This window comes from Halorubellus litoreus (assembly GCF_055378595.1).
In genome coordinates this window covers 2,858,854-2,878,566 of record NZ_AP043836.1, presented here as the reverse complement: position 1 = coordinate 2,878,566, position 19,713 = coordinate 2,858,854, and the positions used below count along the sequence as shown (strand labels likewise).

The following is a 19,713-nucleotide window of genomic DNA, read 5'->3' as shown; positions in this document are numbered from 1 at the left end:
CCGGGCGCGAACGACAACCCCACCGCGAGCCCCTCACAGAGCGCAAGCACACCAACCACCATCGCACACGTCGACACCACCACGAGCGCCCCGCTCGCACCAGCACCCACCACAGGACCCGCAACCACCACCGAGAACCCAACCACTCCACACGCTCCCGACACCGCGTACCACCGCGGCACCACCAGCAACACCACCCCCACCACCAACACGGACAACGACATCCTTCCCCACGACACACACCCCCACAGTAATAGCGCTGCCGCTAGATGTTAACGAACCGAGAAGAACGCGACCGCAGCCAGCGACTCAGTCGTCCTCGAGCGCGTCCGCGATCCGCTTCAGCGCACGCGTCTGATCACGCATCTCATCACGCATCTGGCGGATCTCCCGCACGAGCTCCTCGTTCCCCGAATCCTCCTGCGCACCAGGTCCACCACCCATCCCACCAGGACCGCCACCACCGGGACCACCACCCATCATCCCACCCATCATCTGCGCGAACGGATTCCCGCCACCGCCGCCCATCCCGCCGGGACCGCCACCCATCCCACCAGGACCACCTTCACCACCCATCATCTCCTCCATCCGCTCCCGTCGCTCCTCGTCACCCTCCTCCTCACGACGCTCACGGATCTCCTCCACTCGCTCACGGAACGACTTCTCCTCAGAATCCTCACTCGCCGCCTCATCACCGTTCTCAGAGTTCTCGTCTGCCATACCACACACTCCGCACTCCCCGCCGAAAAGGGTTTTCGTCCCCACCCATCCACCACCCACGAAACACAACCCCAACCACCGGCACGGCGCGCGAGCCGACCGCACCGTCGAGCCCACGGCGAGACGGTGCGTCGACGCGTGCGAGGGACACCGCCCGGGCCGGGCGAGCACCGCGAGCCCGGCCCCGCAGTGTCGGCTGGGGAGGACGAGGCCCACAGCTGTCCCCCACCACGCAACTTCACCGACAGCGTCGCCACTCATCGAACAACACACCCACGCACAACCCAGACCAGCATCGCCACTCATCGAACAACACACCCACGCACAATCCAGACCAGCATCACCACTCATCGAACAACACACACACGCACAACCCAGACCAGCATCACCACTCCCTCTGTAAAGACAAAAAGCCCACCACCCCACAACAGGGGTGGCAGGCTCAAAGTATGAATAGCGAGGCAGCGAACCGCGTTTCCCAGAGGCTCGCGCACTCCAGTACTCCCCGGTACGCAGATGGGCTTAACTTCCGTGTTCGGGATGGGTACGGGTGTCACCCCACCGCTCTGGCCGCCTCAACGCCGACCCACGGGAACGATCCATGGTACGCCAACGTCGGTACGTCAGCCGCAATGTAAGCACAATCCAGTTAACACCTGGACTCGCACAGCACGAGTCAGCACACAGTCCGAATGAATGGTGGCTCGAGTGATTAGTTCTCGCGGGCTCAACACCTCGTTGCCTTGGTGCGTACACCCCGAGTCTATCTACCTCATCTTCTATGAGGACTCTCAAGCGGAACCTCTTTTCCAGGTGGGTTTCGAGCTTAGATGCGTTCAGCTCTTACCCCGTGTGACGTAGCTGCCCGGCACATGCCCTCTCGGACAACCGGTACACCAGTGGTCACCACTCGTAGTTCCTCTCGTACTATACGAGCGTTCCCGTCAGGTTCCATAACACCCCCAGTAGATAGCAGCCGACCTGTCTCACGACGGTCTAAACCCAGCTCACGACCTCCTTTAATAGGCGAACAACCTCACCCTTGCCCGCTGCTGCACGGGCAGGATGGAGGGAACCGACATCGAGGTAGCAAGCCACGCGGTCGATATGTGCTCTTGCGCGTGACGACTCTGTTATCCCTAAGGTAGCTTTTCTGTCAGCAATGGCCCGCATCAAGCAGGCAAATTGGTTCGCTAGACCACGTTTTCACGTCAGTGTCACTCGTTGGGAATGACACTGTCAGACCACCTTATGCTCTTGCGCTCTTCATCGCGTCTCCGACGCGATTGAGGTGATCTTGGGGCACGCTCGATATCTTTTCAAGCGTGTACCGCCCCAGTCAAACTGCCCGGCTACCGGTGTCCTCCTCCCGGAGTGAGAGTCACAGTCATTAGTGGGTAGTATTTCACTAGTGCCTCGGTGGCCCGCTAGCGCGGGTACCTGTGTAACGGCTCCTACCTATGCTGCACACTAACGACCGTGTCTCAGCGACAGCCTGCAGTAAAGCTCTATAGGGTCTTCGCTTCCCCCTGGGGGACTCCAGACTCCGCACTGGAACGTACAGTTCACCGGGCCCAACGTCGGGACAGCGAAGCTCTCGTTGATCCATTCGTGCAAGCCGCTACTGAAGCGGCAAGGTACTACGCTACCTTAAGAGGGTCATAGTTACCCCCGCCGTTGACGGGTCCTTCGTCCCATTGTACTGGGTGTTCAGATACCCGCACTGGGCAGGATTCAGTGACCGTACGAGTCCTTTCGGATTTGCGGTCACCTATGTTGTTACTAGACAGTCGGAGCTTCTTGGTCACTGTGACCTGCCTCTCTCCGAGGCAGGCACCCCTTCTCGCGAACTTACGGGGCTAATTTGCCGAATTCCCTGACGTCGGTTGTTCCCGACAGGCCTGAGCGTTCTCGGCTAGAGCACCTGTGTCGGATCTCGGTACGGTTCGTATGCTTGCCTTTTCACGGGCCCCGGATACGGTCGACTTTCGCTATCCCGTGCTTCGTCCGCTTCCTGCCATTACGGCGTCCACGGATTTCCACGGTTCGACTGGGCGAAGGCCCAGCTCGACTGTCTCTAAGGCGTCGGCGTTCACTGCATACGAGCACTGGAATATTAACCAGTTTCCCGGTTCGTCCAAGTCGAATTACGGTTGGACTTAGGGCCGGCTAACCCTCGGCTGAACGGCATTGCCGAGGAACCCTTGCTCTTTCGGCCGTCGGGGGTCTAACCCGACTAACGCTGCTACTATGGCCAGGATTTTCGTCACTGTATGGTCCACGCGAACTCTCGTCCGTGCTTCCACCCATACAGAGCGCCAATCTACACGATCACCCATATGATGGGTGCGGCCAGGTCTCGGTGGTGGATTTGAGCCCCGATCATTTTGGGCGCCTCAAACCTCGGCCGGTAAGCTGTTACGCTATTCTTAGAGGGTAGCTGCTTCTAAGCTCACCTCCCGGCTGTCTAGGGCTTGAGACCACCTTCGATCGCACTTAATCCACACTTGGGGACCTTAACCCGGCTCTGGGTTGTCTCCCTCATGGTGCACAGGCTTACCCCGCACACCGGACTCCCTGCGTCGACGGCGCTCGTAGGTTTGGAGTTTGACAGGGAGGCCCACTTCTCTCGAAGTGGGATCTCCCAATCGGTCGCTCTACCCCACGAGCTACCTCAGCAGAGGTCATGCTTCGACATGTTTCGATTGGAACCAGCTGTTGCCAGATTCGATGGGCCTTTCACCCCTACACCTAGGTCACGCGAGGGTATTGAAGGACACCAACGCTAACAGGCCTCCACGTGCCTTTCGGCACGCTTCACCTTGCCCAGGCGTAGATCATCTGGTTTCGGGTCGCATCCGTTTGACTCCCCGCGCTTGAACACGGTGACCCTGGCCCCGAAGGGCTGCGGTCGTATCGGTTTCCCTGCGCCTTCCCAGCGAGAAGCTGGTTAGACTCGTCAGACAGATGCACTCCCTGGCTCGTTTTTCAAAACGCACGATGGAACACCGGCTTCCACGAGTTCCTACTGCGGGCTCGCGCCCGTGTCGTTTTCTCGTGGACCTTGTGTGCCCCATCGCTCTATCGCCAACTGATTTCAGGCCCTATTGCACCTCCCTTTGTGGGGTGCTTTTCAGCGTTCGCTCACGCTACTTGTTCGCTATCGGTCTTGAGGAGTGTTTAGTCTTCGCGGTCGATGCCCGCGTGGTTCACGAGGGATATCCAACCCCCGATACTCTGGAGCTGACGCCCAACGTACTAGTCTGTCTTACGGGGCTGTCACCCTGTGTCGCGCTCCGTTCCAGGAGACTTCGTGCAGATGTTCTGTTGTTGGTTGTCAGTCCGTACACCACATGTCCCGTGAGGGATTCGGTTTGGACTGGGTCGCGTTCACTCGCGGTTACTGACGACATCGCGGTCTTGCTTTCTTTTCCGGCCGATACTAAGATGTTTCAGTTCTCGGCGTTCCCCATTGCGCGAAGCAATTGCGGTGGGGATTCCCATTCGGAGATCCTGAGTTCTTACCCTCCGTGCGGGTCCCTCAGGCTTTTCGCAGCTTGGCACGTCCTTCGTCGGCTCTCAAGCCGAGCCATCCACCAGTTGGCACAGTAGCCACGTCTGTTGGAATGTTGTTGACTCGATGGTACGAGTCCAGTTTGTGTCTGGATTGTGCTTACACGCGACTTCGTCACGTCCCCTGGTAGTTGCCAGGCGGACGTTCGGTCCTTCCCACCCACACTCACGTGGGGTGGTGCATGTTTTCTGTCGGGACCCAATCGTTCTTCCTTGCCCCACTTAAGGGGCACGGTTCGTGATTGGGTTCCGGAGACGAGTTCGGTCGGGAGTCGAACCCGACACCCTCGTTGGGTATCCGGCATCGAACTCAGTGTATAGCCTCGACGGTTCGTTAGCGCCCGATCGGACGCGTCGATGGGCCAACCCGGTGTGGGTTGGTCCCGGTCAGTGGAGGTGATCCAGCCGCAGATTCCCCTACGGCTACCTTGTTACGACTTAAGCCCCCTTGCGGAGCCCAGATTCGACCACCGTTAGGTGGCCTCATCCGGACCCCACTCGGGTGCTTTGACGGGCGGTGTGTGCAAGGAGCAGGGACGTATTCACCGCGCTCTTCTGAAACGCGATTACTACCGAATCCAGCTTCATGCGGACGAGTTTCAGTCCGCAATCCGAACTACGATCGAGTTTCGGAGATTAGCGCCCCCTCTCGGGGTTGCATCCCATTGTCTCGACCATTGTAGCCCGCGTGTTGCCCAGCTCATTCGGGGCATACTGACCTACCGTTGCCCGTTCCTTCCTCCGCTTTAGCAGCGGCAGTCCACCTAATGTACCCAACCACCACAAGGGTGTTGCTGGCAATTAGGCGTGCGGGTCTCGCTCGTTGCCTGACTTAACAGGACGCCTCACGGTACGAGCTGACGGCGGCCATGCACCTCCTCTCAGTGGCTCAGGTAAGCTCATCACACTGACCGTCACTGCACACTGTCGGAGCTGGTGAGATGTCCGGCGTTGAGTCCAATTAAACCGCAGGCTCCTCCGGTTGTAGTGCTCCCCCGCCAATTCCTTTAAGTTTCATCCTTGCGGACGTACTTCCCAGGCGGCTCGTTTATCGCCTTCGCTACGGCACGGCACAAACTCGTAGTTTGCGCCACACCTAACGAGCATCGTTTACGGCTAGGACTACCCGGGTATCTAATCCGGTTCGTGACCCTAGCTTTCGTCCCTCACCGTCGGATCCGATCTACCGAAGTGCTTTCGCCATCGGTGGTCCGTCCAGGATTACGGGATTTCACTCCTACCCCAGACGTACCCTTCGGTCCTCTCGGTCCCAAGCTGACTGGTTTCCGCCGGACGCCTGCTCGTTGAGCGAGCAGATTTCCCAACGGACCTGTTCAGCTGGCTACGGACGCTTTAGGCCCAATAATATCGGCCATCACTTGGGCTGCCGGTGTTACCGCGGCGGCTGGCACCGGTCTTGCCCAGCCCTTATTCTTGTACCTCCCTACGGTACAGAAAAGCGAGGACGATATGCCCTCGCACTCGGAGTTCCCTTATCGCACTGTCGTGCAGTGTAAAGTTTTCGCGCCTGCTGCGCCCCGTAGGGCCCGGTATCTTGTCTCAGATACCGTCTCCGGGCTCTTGCTCTCACAACCCGTACCGATTATGGGCACGGTGAGCCGTTACCTCACCGTCTACCTAATCGGCCGCAGCCACATCCTATGGCGCCGTAACGTTTGGTGCTTCTCCCATTCCAGGAGGGAAGCGGTATCAGGAATTGGCCTCAGTTTCCCGAGGTTATGCCTGTCCATAGGGTAGTTTGGCCACGTGTCACTGAGCTATCTGCCACGAGTATGAACTCGTGCGACTAGCATGGCTAAATCGAACTCCGATAGCAATGGCCTCCGGCAGGATCAACCGGAATGGTCCCGAGCTCAAGGCTCGGGGGGTGGCGGGACACACTCGAATAGAGTGTGTTCCTCACATTGCAAATGGATCTGGTTCGACGCATCCGATCGGATGTCGCCGAACCGTCGAGGCTAACATCAGATTCCGTCTTGACGGCGGACCGCAGGGGCGGAATCCTCATACGTTGGCGCCCGGGGCGTCCCGGGGCGCCGTTCACATTATTTTGAAATGGCTGGTCCATACTTAACCCCGTTGTTTCGGTCGTGCGCCTGCTATCGGTTCCCATCCTCGAAGGTACCTAAGGGCGTCGTTTCGAGTACATAGTCGGTTGGTTTTGATGCAGTTCTTTGGCCTTCGAACGTATTTTTGGGGTGTTGTATATAGCTAGAAGCTGCCGAGGCTGGCTTGGATGTCGCGCGTTGCTGGTTCGGGCGTGACGTCGTGGCCGACGAGGTCGCGGAGGTCGGTGGCGTAGGTGGTGTCGTTGTGGTCGAGGACGAGGAGGCGGCCTTTGGTGCCGCGGATGGTGCCGGTGGCGAGGGTTTCGGCGACGGGTTCGGTGTCGAGTTGGGGGCCGTGGTCGTACGTGTAGGTGTCGAGTGGGTCGTGTTCGTCGAGGAGCGCGGTCCAGGCGTGGTCGTCGACGGTGGTGGCGAGACTCTGTCGTTTGGTGGGGGTGCGGACGCGGTCGGTGAGGGTGCTGGCGATTTCGGCTTCGAGTTGCCGCGCGATGCGGCCGTCGGGGACGGTGTTGATGTGCGCACCGCGGTCGGCGCCTTGTTCGTAGAGGCGTGTTTGGAGGCGCCAACTGCGTGTGACGCCGACTTTGAAGGTGTCGGGGGCGAACGCGGCGAGGTAGATGGCGTGTTCGTCGGTACAGGCGTCGAGTGGGAGGTTGCAGTCACCTGTGCAGCGCGCGCAGGCCCACGTGCGGGTGTGTTGGTGGCAGTGGGGGGCGTCGTCGTTGGGGCAGGGATGGTGACTGGTGTCGTCGCTGTGGCCGGCGCAGTGTCTGTCGTGGAGGGTGTACGCGAGTTCGGTCTTGGGTGTTAGTTCGAGGTGTTGGACGATGCCGCCGTCGGCGACGTGGAGGGTTGCGGGTTGGGCCGGCTGGTCGGTGGGTGGTCTTGCGGGGTCGTAACCGACGATTTGCACGCGTGGTGGTTGGGGTGGGTGTCGTTTAGCGGTACCGTTTGGGTGGGTTGGCTTGGGTTGTTCGGGTGGGGTTCGGTGTCGACGTGTTCGTCCGAGTGAAGATGCTGAAGGTTTTCTGGCGGTCGGTCGGGATTTCTTGCATGTGCCTTCGGAACCCATGGATAGTTTTAAATACCATTGGTTATCACCATTGGTGTGCATGTCTGGTAAGGACAAGCATACTTCGCGACGGGATGTACTGAAGGCGGCGACTGGTGCGCTCGCGGCGACGGGCATCGTCGGGATGGCCGAGGCGCGGCCTGCGGACAAGGTCGAAGTGAACGTCGGGTTCGACGACGTTCGTGGGAAAGCGGCTGTGGAGCGAAAGGCGGACTCGGTGGTGCGAGAGTTCAACTTCGACGCGATGACCGTCCGATTGCCGAAGAAGGCGGCGGACGCGCTCGGCCGGAACCCGAGCATCCGCTACGTCGAGGAGAACGGCGAGATGCACGCGCTCGCGCAGACGACACCGTGGGGCATCGACCGCACGGACTCGGAGGTTGCGCACGCGAACGGCGAGACGGGCTCGGGCGCGGACGTGGCCATCATCGACACGGGTATCGACTCCGACCATCCCGACCTGCAGGCGAACCTGGGTGCGGGGAAGTCGTTCGTCCAGTGTTCGACGAAGGGTGGGTGTCGGTACGGAGCGAAGCCGGCGGACAACACGTGTTACACGTCGTGGGACGACGACAACAACCACGGGACGCACTGTGCGGGCATCGCGGGCGGTGTCGACAACTCGGAGGGCGTCGTCGGCGTCGCGCCGGACGTGACGCTGCACGCGGTGAAGGTCCTCGACAAGTGTGGGTCGGGGTCGTTCAGCGACATCGCGGCGGGCGTGGAGTGGGTCGCGGACCAGGGCTACGACGTCGGCTCGATGAGTCTCGGTGGTTCCTCTGGGTCGTCGGCATTGAAGGACGCGGTCCAGTACGCGACGGACAAGGGCGTGTTCCTGGTTGCGGCGGCGGGTAACTCCGGACCCTGTAGCGACTGTGTCGGGTATCCGGCGGCGTACTCTGAGGTGATGGCGGTGTCTTCGACGGCGAGTGACGACACGCTCTCGGACTTCTCCTCGACCGGTCCGGAGGTCGAGATCGCGGCGCCGGGGACGGACATCTACTCGTCGGTCGCGAGCAACGGTGGGTACGACACGTATTCGGGGACGTCGATGGCGTGCCCGCACGTCGCGGGTGCGGCCGGCCAGTTGATGGCTGACGGCGCGACGGCGTCGGATGCGCGCGGTACGCTGAGGTCGAGCGCGGAGGACATCGGTCTCGGTAGTAACGAGTCGGGCGCGGGTCTGCTGGACGTCGCGAGCGCGCTCGGGCTCGATTCGAGCGACAACTGAGTCGGGCGCGCCCCAGGTCTGCAGCGGGAAACGAAGCCACCACCGGATTCTTTTCGCCGCCGAAGCTGCTAGATGTATGTTGCATTCCACTGGATTTTCTTTATTCCGTCCCCTTCCCACACAGATATTTTCATATTAGCTGGTTGTTTTCCGCGCTGACTGGGAAAGCTTTAATTACTATCCGCTATCACCGTTGGTTGTATGGTAGACAACGACAGGCGGGTGAGTCGGCGTCAGGCACTGAAAGTGGCGGGGTCCGCGGTCGTCGGGGCGAGCGCTGCGGGACTCGCGAGCGGGGAGCCGGCGGAGAAGGTCGAGGTGAACATCGGGTTCTCGGGGACGAGAGGGCGAGCGGCGGCGGAGAAGGCGGCGGATTCGGTGAGTCGACGGTTCGGGTTCGACGCCATCACAGCTGAACTTCCGCGCAAGGCCGCCAAGGGGCTTCGGAACAACCCGAACATCCGGTACGTCGAGAAGAATGACCTGATGCACGCCATCGACCCGGTGGAGTCCAGTGGCGGCCCGCCGGGGTCCTGTGACCCGTGGCCGGACTGTCGTGGGAGCGACGGCGGCGACGGCGGTGACACGAGTCAGACGCTCGAGTGGGGCGTCGACCGCGTCGACGCGGAGGTTGCGCACGCGAACGGCGACACGGGCGCAGGTGCGGACGTCGCCATCCTCGACACGGGCATCGACTCGGACCACCCGGACCTTCAGGCGAACCTAGGCTCGGGGAAGGCGTACGCGACCTGTAACGGCTGCAACGAGTCCTGGGACGACGACAACGACCACGGCACGCACTGTGCGGGCATCGCGGGCGCGGACGACAACACCGAGGGCGTCGTCGGCGTCTCGACGGAGGCGACGCTGCACGCTGTGAAGGTTCTCGACAGTCAGGGCTCGGGGTCGTTCAGCGACATCGCGGCGGGCGTGGAGTACGTTGCGGACCAGGGCTGGGACGTCGCGAGCATGAGTCTCGGCGCGTCCTCCGGGTCGTCGGCGTTGCAGGACGCCTGTCAGTACGCGGCCGACAAGGGCGTGTTCCTGGTTGCGGCGGCGGGTAACTCCGGGCCCTGCAGTGACTGCGTCGGCTATCCGGCCGCGTACTCGGAGGTCGTCGCGGTGTCCTCGACGGCGAGCGACGATTCGCTGTCGTCGTTCTCGTCGACGGGATCGCAGGTCGAGATCGCGGCGCCGGGCTCGGACATCCGGTCGACGATTCCGGGCGGGTACGACACGTTCTCGGGGACGTCGATGGCGTGCCCGCACGTCGCAGGTGCGGCCGGTCAGCTGATGGCGGGCGGGATGTCCGCGTCGAACGTCCGGAGCACGCTGAAGTCCAGTGCGGAGGACATCGGACTCGGCGGCAACGAGTCCGGGTCCGGCCTGCTGGACGTCGCGAGCGCGCTCGGCTACGACTCGAGCGACAACTGAGTCGGGGAGTGGCGCCCTGCGGACGCGCGAGAGCGCGTCCGCGCACACGCGAAATCGAGAATCTCTTCTTTCGAGGTGGCCGTCGTCGGACGGTGCGTCTCCCACCGAAGGCACCCGGTGATCGTGCTATGGGGGAAGAGTTTACGTCGCGTCCGCGGGTACGGCTGGGCATGACGCTTTCCGGGTCGTTGTCTGCGACGGTCGACGAGGGGACGGTCGAGTTCAGGTACGAGGTGACGAACACGGGTGATGAGGCGGTGGAGCTCCAGTTCTCGAACGCGCAGACCCACGACGTGGTGGTGTTCGAGGACGGCGAGGAGGTGTGGTCGTTCGCGGCGGGTCGGATGTTCGCGCAGATGCTCCAGTCGGAGGCGTGGGCGCCCGGCGAGTCGTCGTCGTACGGCGCGACGTGGGAGGATGCGCCGTCGGGCGAGTACGAGGCACGAGCGTGGCTCGCGTCGAACGACGTGGACGCGGAGGCGGCGACGTCGTTCTCGGTGTAGTCCGGGGGCTCTCGAAGCGGTCAGTTCCATCGTCGAGCCGCCGCGCTACTGCGTGCGGCGTGCTCGAAGGGTCAGTATTCGTCGCGGAGTTCGGCGGCGAGTTGGCGCGTCGCTTTCTCGACGGATTCGTCGCTGGAGCGCGGCGGTTCCCAGCCGAGCGCGCTGAGTTTCTCGATGGAGAGCCGCATCTTCGGGACGTCGCCGGTCCACCCGCGGTCGCCGCCGGTGTACTCGTAGTCGGGGTCGCAGTCGAGTTCGTCGGCGACGATGTCGGCGATGCGGTTGACGCTCGTGGTCGTTCGCGTGCCGAGGTTGTACGTGTTGAGGTCCGCGTCGGCGTGTTCGACGACGTGGATCATGGCGTCGATGCAGTCCTCGACGTGCATGTAGGACTTCTCCTGGCGCCCGTTCCCGAGTATCTCGAGGGTCTCCGGGTTCTCGAGGAGTTTCTCGATGAAGTCGGGGACGACGTTCCCGCGCTGGTTCGGGCCGACGATGTTCGCGAACCGGTACACCCACGCCTGGATGCCGTAGGAGTGCGCGTACGTGGAGATGATGGCTTCGTCGGCGAGTTTGGAGGAGCCGTAGATGCTGATGGGTTCGAGGGGTGCGTAGTCCTCGGGCGTGGGCATGGGCGCTTCGCCGTACACGGTCGAGGAGGAGGTGAACGCGAGTTTGTCGACGCCGACGTCGTGCATGCGTTCGAGGACGTTGTACGTCATCCCGCCGTTCTCCTCGAAGAGCTTGCGGTCGTCGTCGTAGTTCGTGTCGGTGTACGCGGCGAAGTGGAAGACGACGTCGACGTCGCCGGTGATGGTGTCGGCGACGTCGGCTTCGTCGGTCATGTCTCGCTGTCGGAATTCGACGGTCTCGGGGACGCGGTCGCGCGTGCCTTTCGAGAGGTCGTCGACGGCGAGGACGTCGTTGTCGGCGGCGAGTTCGGCGGCGAGGTGCGAGCCGACGAGGCCGGCGGCGCCGGTCACGACGACGCGCTTGTCGGTGAGGTCCATGCCTGGGACGTCGCCGGAGTCGCGTATGAGATTTGTGATGTTACGATGCGCTCGTAGCTGGCAGTGGGTGGGACAGTGGCTTCGGGCGGGTCGTGGTCAGTCGTCGCTGGCTGGCGTGGGTGGGTTGGCGATGAGGGATTCGGTGCGGTCCCAGAGTTCGCGGGCGAGGTCGTCGTCGCGTGCGGTCGCGGACGGTGTCTTCGGGTTGGTGTTCGAGAAGTACTCGCCGGTGACGTCGTAGTCGTCGGCGGCGGCGAGGTAGACGCTGGTGGCGGCGGCGGTCTCGACGGTGTCGGCGATCCGTTCGAGGACGAACGCGGGGAGGACGCCGAGTGCAGGCATGAGGGCGGAGACGGGGAAGGAGGCGTCGCGCCAGAGTTCGCTCCCGGGGACGAACCCGGGGTGCAGCGAGTTCACGAGCTTGTCGGGGTTGCGCGCGGCGAGTTCGCGCGAGAAGAGGACGTTCGCGAGCTTCGAGCGCGCGTACGCCTGGAAGCCGTCGTAGTCGTCGACGGTGGTGACGGCTTCGGTCGTGAGGTCGCTCGCGGTGGCGCGTCCGTGGACGGCGCTGGCGACGGTGACGACGCGCCCCTGGGGGGCGAGGTCGTCGAGGAGTTCCCGCGTGAGTTCGAACGGCGACAGGTGGTTGACGCGGAACGTGCGTTCGACGCCGGCGGCGAGGCTCGGGCCGTCGAAGTGCGCGCCGGCGTTGTTCACGAGGACGTCGAGTTCGTCGACGCGGTCGGCGACGGCGGCGGCGAGTTCGCTCGGCGCGTCGGGGTCGGCGAAGTCCGCGCGGACGAAGACGGGGTTGGCGTCGAGCTCGCGGAGTTCGTTCGCGAGGGCGCGCCCGGCGGTTCGGTCGCGGCCGTGGACGAGGACGCGCGCGCCGAGTCGGCCGAGCGCGAGTGCGGTCTCCCGGCCGACGCCGTGCGTGGCGCCCGTCACGAAGACGGTTCGCCCGTCGAGGTCGGCGTCGGCGACGCCGGCGACGGCTTCGGGTCGTGTCATGCCGGGGATTTCAATCGCTCGCGGGATAAGTCCCCGGTCGTGCGTCTGCGATGCAGCGGCGCGAGTGGTCATGCGTCGAGGATGCAGCGACGCTGGTGGTCGTGCGTCGGCGACGCCAGGCCGGCGTTCGTGCACGCGCGCCATCGGTATTTTGCCCGTTGGCGTCAAAAGGTGGGTCGTGTCGCTTTCGACGTCGACGGTCCTGTTGGTGCTGGTCGTGGTCGGCCTCGGCGGGGTCGTGAAGGGACTGGTCGGGTTCGGGTACGCGATCGCGGGGACGGCGGTGCTCGCGTCCCTGTTGTCGCCGACGACGGCGGTTGCGTTGATGATCGTGCCGATGCTCGCGGCGAACCTCCGGTTGCTCGGCGAGCTCACTGGGAGTGGGTTGCGGTCGTGCGTCGGCCGCTTCTGGCCGTTCGTCGCGGCGGCGGTCGTCGGGACGGTCGGTGGGATGGCTGTGCTCTCGGTCGTCCCGGGCCGCGTGGTCGCGACCGGGCTTGGGGCGTTCACGCTCGCGTACGTCGTCCTCCAGCAGGACCGCGTCCGCGTGCCGGGCGTCGCGGCGTTCGAGCGGACGTGTTTCGTGGAGACGACGACGATGAAAGCGCTCCTCGGGTTCGCGTCCGGCGTCGTGTTCGGCGTCTCGAACGCTGCGGTCCAGGTGGTCGCGTACCTCGACAGCCTCGACCTCGACCGGGAGACGTTCGCGGGCGTGCTCGCGATGATACTCGTCGGCGTCTCCACCGTCCGCCTGGGTGTCGCCTGGCAGTTCGGACTGTTCGAGGCGGGGAGCACGCTCTGGGTGTCCGCGGCCGCGGCCGTTCCCGGTGTCGCGGGCGTCGCGCTCGGCGAGCGTTTCCGTGACCGCGTCGACGACGCCGTCCTCGCGAGGGTGGCGCTCGCGCTGTTCGCGGTCATCGCCGTCCGCCTACTCTCGAAGGGCGTCCTCGGCGTGTGACCGGGAGCCTGCGCCGGTCGGTTCGCGCGAAGCGTAACCCGCTTACGCGCACCAGCCGAATCGTGCGGCATGCAGGGTGAACACGAGGTCGTCGTCTGCCGCCTGGAGCACCGGCCGGGGCGCGACGACCGGATGACGACGCACGTCGGGCTCACGGCGCGCGCGCTCGGCGCTGATCGACTCGTGCTCCCGGACAACGCCGCGCAGGCCGAGGAGACGGTCGTCGACATCACCGCGCGCTTCGGCGGGCCGTTCGACGTGGAATGCACCGAGGGCACGGTCGGGTTCGTCCGGAACTTCGAGGGCACCGTCGTCCACCTCACGATGTACGGCGAGCGCGTCCAGGACGTCGAGGACGACGTGCGAGCAGCTCACGCGGACGGCCCGGTCCTCGTCGTCGTCGGCAGCGAGAAGGTGCCGTTCGACGTGTACGAGCACGCGGACTTCAACGTCGGCGTCACGAACCAGCCCCATAGCGAGGTCGCGGGCCTCGCCGTCTTCCTCGACCGGCTCTTCGACGGCCGCGAACTCGACCGCGAGTGGGCGGACCCGGAGGCGGTCGTCCTCCCACAGGACACCGGGAAGCGCGTCGTCGACCCCGAGGACGCACCCGCCGACCGCGTCGCAGGGGGCGACCAGGTCGCGAGCGGCGACGACGAGTGACCACCCGACACCAGGCGACGCCCGTATGCTCGTGCGGGCGGGTCGTTCCGCTCGCCACACCCTCAACCAATGGAAACGGCCGCCTGGCGGCGGCCGTATGCTCGTGCGGGCGGGTCGTTCGGTAGTTTTAAACTCGCCAAGACCCGCTTTTCGTACAAGATGGCTTTTGAGGACCTCCTCGAAGACCCCGTGATACAGAAGTACCTCCACGAGTTGGTCGGCCCGAAGGGGATGCCGGTTGCGGCTGCACCCCCGGACGGCGAAGTGACCGACGAGGAGCTCGCCGAGGAGCTGGACCTCGAACTGAACGACGTGCGGCGCGCGCTGTTCATCCTCTACGAGAACGACCTCGCGGAGTACCGGCGGCTGCGCGACGAGGACTCCGGGTGGCTCACGTACCTGTGGACGTTCCACTACGAGAACATCCCGGAGAACCTCGAAGAGGAGATGCATCGCCTGCTGGAGGCGCTCGAGGACCGCGAGGAGTACGAGCGCAACCACGAGTTCTACCTCTGCGAGGTGTGCTCGATCCGCTTCGAGTTCGGTGAGGCGATGGACTTCGGGTTCGAGTGCCCCGAGTGCGGGTCGCCCCTGGAGTCGATGGACAACGACCGCCTCGTCACCGCGATGGACGACCGGCTCGCGGCGCTGCGCGAGGAACTGAACGTGGAGTCGGGCGCATAATGGTCGTTCTCGCGACGAAAGTCTACGTGTCCGGTGACGCTCGCGACCGCGTCGTCGACAGCCTCAAGAGCCTCGTGGGGAACGAGCTCGCGGACCTGGACGTCGAGTTCGACGTCGGCGTCCGTCAGGACGGCTTCCCGTCCGTGACGGTCACGGGCGAGGACGAGGTGGTGGCGCGGAACGTGCTCGCCGAGGAGTTCGGCGAGATAGACGCGCACATGGACGAAGGCGAGACGTACGTCGGCACGTTCGACTCGTGGAGCGAGGAGGGGTTCGTGCTCGACGCGGGCGAGGACGTGTACGTGCCGGCCGAGGACATCGGGCTCGGGCAGGGGACGCCGAGTCAGGTCCGCGAGCGGTTCGGGCTCGTCCAGCACATGCCCCTGGAGTTCGTGTACGGCGGCGAGGGGAAACCCAGTCGGTTGAGTGACGCGCAGCGCGACGAACTCTACGAGTGGACGCGCGGCGACGGGCGCGTGAACGTGAACTCGGCGACGCGCGCCGAGGTGCGTGCGACCGTGAACCGCGCGGGGCACGCGCGCGACATCGTGACCGTGGAACGCATCGGGCTCCTCGAGCAGAGCATCGTCTGTAAGGAGGGCACGGACCCGCCGGGGTTGCTCGCGGCGATCGGCGAGTACCTGCCGGCGGAGATCCGCTGCGTCATCCCCTGAGGTATGACTCGGAAACGACTCGTCCTCGCGGTGCTGTCGCTCGCAGCGCTCGCCGCTCTCGCGGGCTGTACGTCGCCGTTCGGTGGTGGCGTCAACGAGGAGCGCCTGAACGAGAACGCGACCTACGAGTGGAACGACTCCGCGGACGTCTACGTGAACGTCACGGGCGGCCAGTACAAGGCGGTGTACGACGTCTCGGGGTTCGAGGGCACCGAGTTCGAGCTGTGGCGACCGGGTATCGAGTCCCGGAATCCGCTCCCGATAGCGGCGCTCAAGTACCGATATCCGAACGGGACGACGGTGACGGCGGACAACCTCACGGTGGAACGCCGCGGCGGGGCGACGGTGGTGAACCTCCCGCAGTCGTCGGGGAAGGTGGCGTTCACGGCGCGGACCGACCAGAAGTCACTGTTGCTCCCGTCGTACCTCGAGGGGTCGTATCACGTGGTGCTCCCGGAGAACATGCGGGTCGGGTTCCCGCTGTTCGGGCAGGTGTCGCCGGGCGCTGACGAGCGGTCGCTCGACGAGGCGACGGGCCGCGTGCACCTGCGGTGGGACGAACTCTCGCGGAACATGTCCCTCCAGTGGTATCTGGCGCGGGACATCTGGCTGTTCGCTGGGCTCGTGCTCGTCCTCGGTGGTATCGGCGCGGTCGGCGTGTCGTACTACGTCTACCAGATACGGCAACTGGAGCAGAAGCGCGAGGACCTCGGGTTGGACGTGAGCGACCAGGACGACGGTCGCGACCCGCCGCCGGGGATGGGCTGACCGGTCGCCCGCGACCCGCCGCCGGGGATGGGCTGACGTCGGTGTCGACTCGCCTGGCGTCGACTCGGCGTCGGCGTTCTCTCTGTTGGGCGTCGCACTCGTTTTGAACCTCGACCGCCGAGGGGGAGGTATGGACGTAGCTGTGGTCACCGTCGGGGACGAGTTGCTCTCGGGGGAGACCGAGAACACGAACGCGACGTGGTTGTGTCGTCGACTCACCGAGCGTGGGACGCGCGTTCGACGGGTGATGACGGTCCCGGACGACGAGGCGGACATCGCGCGCGTCGTGAACGAGTTCCACGCGGAGTACGACGCGACGATAGTCACTGGTGGGTTGGGGCCGACGCACGACGACCGGACGATGGCGGGCGTTGCCGCGGCGTTCGGACGCGACCTCGAGCACAGTCAGGACGTGGAGGACTGGCTCGTCGAGCACGGCGGGTACGCCGCCGGCGACCTCGCTGCTGGGACGACCGCTGTCCCGGTGGACGCGCGCGTTCTCCACAACGTCGAGGGCGTTGCGCCGGGCGCGGTCGTGGAGTCGACGTACGTCCTTCCGGGCGTGCCGGGCGAGATGAAGGCGATGTTCGAGCTCGTCGCCGAGGAGTTCGAAGGCGAGCAAACGCACGTCGAGACGGTGTTCGCGGCGGAGCCGGAGTCGGCTCTCGTCGACCGCTTCGAGCGCGTGCAAGCGGAGTTCGACGTGACCGTCGGGAGCTATCCGGGCGACGGCGTCCGCATCCGCGTCTCGGCCACGGACGCTGACGAGGTCGCGGCGGCGGCGGCGTGGCTCCGCGAGCGCGTCGACGGCGGCGAGGAGTAGATCGACGGCGGGCGTTCGCTGTCGTTACTGGTAGATCTTGTAGAGCCAACCGGCGGTGATGGCGAGGCTGAGCACGAGGACGCCGAGGCCGAGTTGCGTGTTCGCGACGAGGTCCGCTGCGAGTGGAATCGGTGTCATGAACGGGCGTTGTGACCCCGGTGGCTTAAGCGTTGACAGAGGAACCGACTGCTTTTCCCGGCGACGGCCGTACGAGCGGGTATGCGAGTGGGCGTGGTCGTGAACCCCATCGCGGGGATGGGTGGACGCGTCGGGTTGAAGGGGACCGACGGGCTGGTCGAGGAGGCCCGCGAGCGGGGTGCCCAGCCGCGCGCGCCGGAGCGCGCGAGGACGGCGCTGTCGGCGCTCCGGGCGCGCCGCGACGACGTGACGATAGTGACGGCGAGCGGCGAGCTCGGCGCGGACGCCGCGGTCGACGCCGGGTTCGACCCGGAGGTCGTCTACGAGTTCGAGCCAGACGACGCGGGTGCGTCGACGACGTCGGCGGCGGACACGCGTGCGGCGGTGCGGGCGTTCGTCGACGCGGACGTGGACCTCGTGCTGTTCGTGGGTGGGGACGGGACGGCGGTGGACGTCGCTCGTGCGCTCGAGGCGGCGGGCGACGGGACGGCGGCGGTCCCGATGCTTGGCGTGCCGGCTGGCGTGAAGATCTACTCGTCGGTGTTCGGGGTGACGCCGAGCGACGCCGGCCGCGTCGTCGCGTCGTTCGATGCGGTCGAGGAGCGCGAGGTGAACGACATCGACGAGGCGGCGTACCGCGACGGCGAGGTGCGGACGACGCTGCGTGCCGTGGTGCCGGTCCCGGTGGCGGAGGCGGTGCAGTCCTCGAAGCAGGTCGCGGGCGGGAGCGTCGACGGCGTCGCCGCGGGGTTCGCGGGCGACGTCCGCGAGGGCGTGACGTACGTCCTCGGCCCCGGGAGTACGGTCGGTGCCATCAAGCGCGAGCTCGGGTTCGAGCCGTCGCCGCTCGGCGTGGACGTCTACCGCGACGGCGAGGTCGTCGTTCGGGACGGCACCGAGGACGAGATACTGGCGGCGCTCGGCGAGGAGAACGTCGTCGTGGTGTCCCCCATCGGCGGCCAGGGGTTCGTGTTCGGCCGCGGGAACCACCAGATATCGCCGCCGGTCATCGAGCGGTCGACGGTCGAGGTGGTGGCGTCGCCGAGCAAGCTCGACGACGTCGGCGTCCTCCGCGTCGACACCGACGACGAGGCCGTCAACGAGTCGCTCCGGGGCTGGCAGAAGGTCCGCGTCGGCCGGTACGAGCACCGGCTCCTGAAGGTCGTCTGAGCGCCGGCCGTCGCCGCCCAGTCGTTCGTTTTCTGTGACACCACTGTCGAGAATCGCGTGCAGAGACGACCTAGAAGACAGGTGAAGGTATATTATGGAACGAGGGGCAAATATAAGGTATACCGTTGCCTAGGCGGGGGCATGGAAACGCGTAAAGTGCAGCGGCTCGGGCCGTCGACGCTGGCGATGACGCTCCCGGCCGAGTGGGCGAAGGAACACGACGTCGAGAAGGGCGACGAGGTGTCCCTGCGGATGGGTGGCAAGGGCACGCTGACGGTGATGCCGGAGTCGGCGAACAGCGAGGAGACGGAGGCGGTCATCCACGCGGACGACCTGGACGCCGACGCCGTCGAGCGCGCGATCGTCGCGCAGTACGTGCTCGGACGCAGAGTCATCCGTATCGAGAACGAGTCCGGGGCGCTCGACAGCGAGCAGATCAACGCGGTCTATCGTGCGGAGACCCAGCTCATGGGTCTCGGCGTCATCGAGGAGACGCCGGAGAGCATCGCCATCCGGTGCTCGGTCGACCCGGAGGACTTCACGCTCGACAACCTCCTCGAACGCCTGGAGTCGACGGGGTCGACGATGCGCGGGGAGGCAGTGAAGGCGCTCGCGCACGGGAACCCGGACCTCGCGCAGCGCGCGCTCAACCGCGAGCGGCAGGCGAACAAGATCTTCGTCCTCCTCCTGCGCCTCATCTTCACGGCGTACCAGAATCCGAACCTCGCTCGCGCGGTCGGGCTCGCGGACGGCTTCCCGCTCATCGGCTACCGGAGCATCGCGAAGAACCTCGAACTGACCGCGGACAACGCCGAGGACATCGCCGAGATCGTCCTCGAGGCCGAGGGTCACACGTTGAACGTCGACCAGTCGACGATGCGGCGCATCCGGGAGTTCACCGAGCAAGTCGACGAGCTCACCGCGCTCGCGGTCGAGTCGGCGGTGACGCGGGACTACGACAAGACCATCGCGGCCCGCGAGCTCTTCCACGAGATCAGCGACCGGGAGCGCGAGATACTCAACGACCTCCCGGAGATGGACAACCAGGACCTCCTGCAGGTCCGCGAGGTCCTCGTGAGCCTCCAGCAGACCGCGCAGTACGCGATGCGGAACGCCGAGATCGCGGTGAACCTCGCGCTGAACGAGGAGTCCGACCACACGACCATCAACTGACCGCGTCTCACGCGACCG

At 65.0% G+C, this 19,713-nt stretch carries 15 protein-coding genes and 3 rRNA genes; 11 read left to right on the top strand and 7 right to left on the bottom strand.

The genetic code is table 11. From position 1 onward, the window contains the following. Positions 1-309: 309 nt before the first annotated feature. The 5 genes from ACZ48X_RS18600 to ACZ48X_RS18580 form a co-directional block, all read right to left on the bottom strand. The gene (locus ACZ48X_RS18600; protein WP_336351962.1) at positions 310-720 is read right to left on the bottom strand and encodes a hypothetical protein; all 411 of its coding nucleotides are present in this window, start codon (positions 718-720) and stop codon (positions 310-312) included. Positions 721-1,176: 456 nt separating this feature from the next. Continuing rightward, positions 1,177-1,298: ribosomal RNA gene (gene rrf / locus ACZ48X_RS18595) — 5S ribosomal RNA — on the bottom strand. Positions 1,299-1,414: 116 nt separating this feature from the next. Next, positions 1,415-4,341 (bottom strand): 23S ribosomal RNA (locus tag ACZ48X_RS18590). Positions 4,342-4,684: 343 nt separating this feature from the next. Then, positions 4,685-6,157 (bottom strand): 16S ribosomal RNA (locus ACZ48X_RS18585). The 16S, 23S and 5S rRNA genes sit together here, the layout of an rRNA operon. A gap of 368 nt (positions 6,158-6,525) precedes the next feature. Beyond that, positions 6,526-7,296, bottom strand: a complete 771-nt coding sequence (locus ACZ48X_RS18580) for a DUF2797 domain-containing protein (protein ID WP_336348270.1) — start codon at positions 7,294-7,296, stop codon at positions 6,526-6,528. 199 nt (positions 7,297-7,495) lie between these two features. Between ACZ48X_RS18580 and ACZ48X_RS18575 the strand changes: the two genes are divergently transcribed. From ACZ48X_RS18575 to ACZ48X_RS18565, 3 genes are all read left to right on the top strand, one after another. Further along, positions 7,496-8,686 carry a S8 family peptidase gene (locus ACZ48X_RS18575; RefSeq protein WP_336348271.1) on the top strand — a complete coding sequence of 397 codons (1,191 nt, stop codon included), beginning with the start codon at positions 7,496-7,498 and terminating at the stop codon, positions 8,684-8,686. Positions 8,687-8,887: 201 nt separating this feature from the next. Continuing rightward, positions 8,888-10,120 carry a S8 family serine peptidase gene (locus ACZ48X_RS18570; RefSeq protein ID WP_336348272.1) on the top strand — a complete coding sequence of 411 codons (1,233 nt, stop codon included), beginning with the start codon at positions 8,888-8,890 and terminating at the stop codon, positions 10,118-10,120. Positions 10,121-10,290: 170 nt separating this feature from the next. Next, entirely contained in the window at positions 10,291-10,623 is a 333-nt protein-coding gene (locus ACZ48X_RS18565; protein ID WP_336348273.1) for a BsuPI-related putative proteinase inhibitor, read from the top strand. A gap of 71 nt (positions 10,624-10,694) precedes the next feature. Here ACZ48X_RS18565 and ACZ48X_RS18560 read toward each other — a convergent pair whose 3' ends face one another. Together ACZ48X_RS18560 and ACZ48X_RS18555 are read right to left on the bottom strand one after the other, a co-directional pair. After that, the gene (locus tag ACZ48X_RS18560) at positions 10,695-11,633 is read right to left on the bottom strand and encodes an NAD-dependent epimerase/dehydratase family protein (protein WP_336348274.1); all 939 of its coding nucleotides are present in this window, start codon (positions 11,631-11,633) and stop codon (positions 10,695-10,697) included. 96 nt (positions 11,634-11,729) lie between these two features. Next, the gene (locus tag ACZ48X_RS18555; protein ID WP_336348275.1) at positions 11,730-12,644 is read right to left on the bottom strand and encodes an SDR family NAD(P)-dependent oxidoreductase; all 915 of its coding nucleotides are present in this window, start codon (positions 12,642-12,644) and stop codon (positions 11,730-11,732) included. Positions 12,645-12,822: 178 nt separating this feature from the next. Here ACZ48X_RS18555 and ACZ48X_RS18550 point away from each other — a divergent pair, with 178 nt between their 5' ends. The 8 genes from ACZ48X_RS18550 (at position 12,823) to ACZ48X_RS18515 (ending at position 19,695) form a co-directional block, all read left to right on the top strand. Next, a complete protein-coding gene (locus tag ACZ48X_RS18550; RefSeq protein ID WP_336348276.1) occupies positions 12,823-13,602 on the top strand; it encodes a TSUP family transporter in 780 nt (259 codons plus the stop codon). 69 nt (positions 13,603-13,671) lie between these two features. Further along, a complete protein-coding gene (locus tag ACZ48X_RS18545) occupies positions 13,672-14,265 on the top strand; it encodes a tRNA (cytidine(56)-2'-O)-methyltransferase (RefSeq protein ID WP_336348277.1) in 594 nt (197 codons plus the stop codon). Between the two features lie 159 nt (positions 14,266-14,424). After that, positions 14,425-14,949, top strand: a complete 525-nt coding sequence (tfe, locus tag ACZ48X_RS18540) for a transcription factor E (protein ID WP_323675223.1) — start codon at positions 14,425-14,427, stop codon at positions 14,947-14,949. After that, positions 14,949-15,623: a DUF2110 family protein gene (locus tag ACZ48X_RS18535; RefSeq protein ID WP_336348278.1), complete on the top strand. Its 675-nt coding sequence runs from the start codon at positions 14,949-14,951 to the stop codon at positions 15,621-15,623. The genes tfe and ACZ48X_RS18535 overlap by 1 nt, the downstream gene beginning before the upstream one ends. Before the next feature lie 3 nt (positions 15,624-15,626). Then, positions 15,627-16,391 (top strand): DUF5803 family protein, encoded by a 765-nt coding sequence (locus ACZ48X_RS18530; RefSeq protein WP_336348279.1) that lies wholly within the window; start codon positions 15,627-15,629, stop codon positions 16,389-16,391. Positions 16,392-16,521: 130 nt separating this feature from the next. After that, positions 16,522-17,214, top strand: coding sequence for a competence/damage-inducible protein A (locus tag ACZ48X_RS18525; protein WP_336348280.1), 693 nt, complete (start codon positions 16,522-16,524; stop codon positions 17,212-17,214). Positions 17,215-17,433: 219 nt separating this feature from the next. Beyond that, positions 17,434-18,522: an ATP-NAD kinase family protein gene (locus tag ACZ48X_RS18520; protein ID WP_336348281.1), complete on the top strand. Its 1,089-nt coding sequence runs from the start codon at positions 17,434-17,436 to the stop codon at positions 18,520-18,522. Positions 18,523-18,663: 141 nt separating this feature from the next. Beyond that, positions 18,664-19,695 carry a phosphate uptake regulator PhoU gene (locus ACZ48X_RS18515; protein WP_336348282.1) on the top strand — a complete coding sequence of 344 codons (1,032 nt, stop codon included), beginning with the start codon at positions 18,664-18,666 and terminating at the stop codon, positions 19,693-19,695. Positions 19,696-19,713: the final 18 nt, after the last annotated feature.

What these genes read in the sequence shown, in the direction of transcription:
- ACZ48X_RS18570 (WP_336348272.1), top strand. Translation starts at nt 8,888, where the DNA reads ATGGTAGACAACGACAGGCGGGTGAGTCGGCGTCAGGCACTGAAAGTG.
- ACZ48X_RS18545 (WP_336348277.1), top strand. Translation starts at nt 13,672, where the DNA reads ATGCAGGGTGAACACGAGGTCGTCGTCTGCCGCCTGGAGCACCGGCCG.
- ACZ48X_RS18525 (WP_336348280.1), top strand. Translation starts at nt 16,522, where the DNA reads ATGGACGTAGCTGTGGTCACCGTCGGGGACGAGTTGCTCTCGGGGGAG.
- ACZ48X_RS18515 (WP_336348282.1), top strand. Translation starts at nt 18,664, where the DNA reads ATGGAAACGCGTAAAGTGCAGCGGCTCGGGCCGTCGACGCTGGCGATG.
- ACZ48X_RS18530 (WP_336348279.1), top strand. Translation starts at nt 15,627, where the DNA reads ATGACTCGGAAACGACTCGTCCTCGCGGTGCTGTCGCTCGCAGCGCTC.
- ACZ48X_RS18600 (WP_336351962.1), bottom strand. Translation starts at nt 720, where the DNA reads ATGGCAGACGAGAACTCTGAGAACGGTGATGAGGCGGCGAGTGAGGAT.
- ACZ48X_RS18555 (WP_336348275.1), bottom strand. Translation starts at nt 12,644, where the DNA reads ATGACACGACCCGAAGCCGTCGCCGGCGTCGCCGACGCCGACCTCGAC.
- ACZ48X_RS18520 (WP_336348281.1), top strand. Translation starts at nt 17,434, where the DNA reads ATGCGAGTGGGCGTGGTCGTGAACCCCATCGCGGGGATGGGTGGACGC.
- ACZ48X_RS18535 (WP_336348278.1), top strand. Translation starts at nt 14,949, where the DNA reads ATGGTCGTTCTCGCGACGAAAGTCTACGTGTCCGGTGACGCTCGCGAC.
- tfe (WP_323675223.1), top strand. Translation starts at nt 14,425, where the DNA reads ATGGCTTTTGAGGACCTCCTCGAAGACCCCGTGATACAGAAGTACCTC.
- ACZ48X_RS18560 (WP_336348274.1), bottom strand. Translation starts at nt 11,633, where the DNA reads ATGGACCTCACCGACAAGCGCGTCGTCGTGACCGGCGCCGCCGGCCTC.
- ACZ48X_RS18575 (WP_336348271.1), top strand. Translation starts at nt 7,496, where the DNA reads ATGTCTGGTAAGGACAAGCATACTTCGCGACGGGATGTACTGAAGGCG.
- ACZ48X_RS18565 (WP_336348273.1), top strand. Translation starts at nt 10,291, where the DNA reads ATGACGCTTTCCGGGTCGTTGTCTGCGACGGTCGACGAGGGGACGGTC.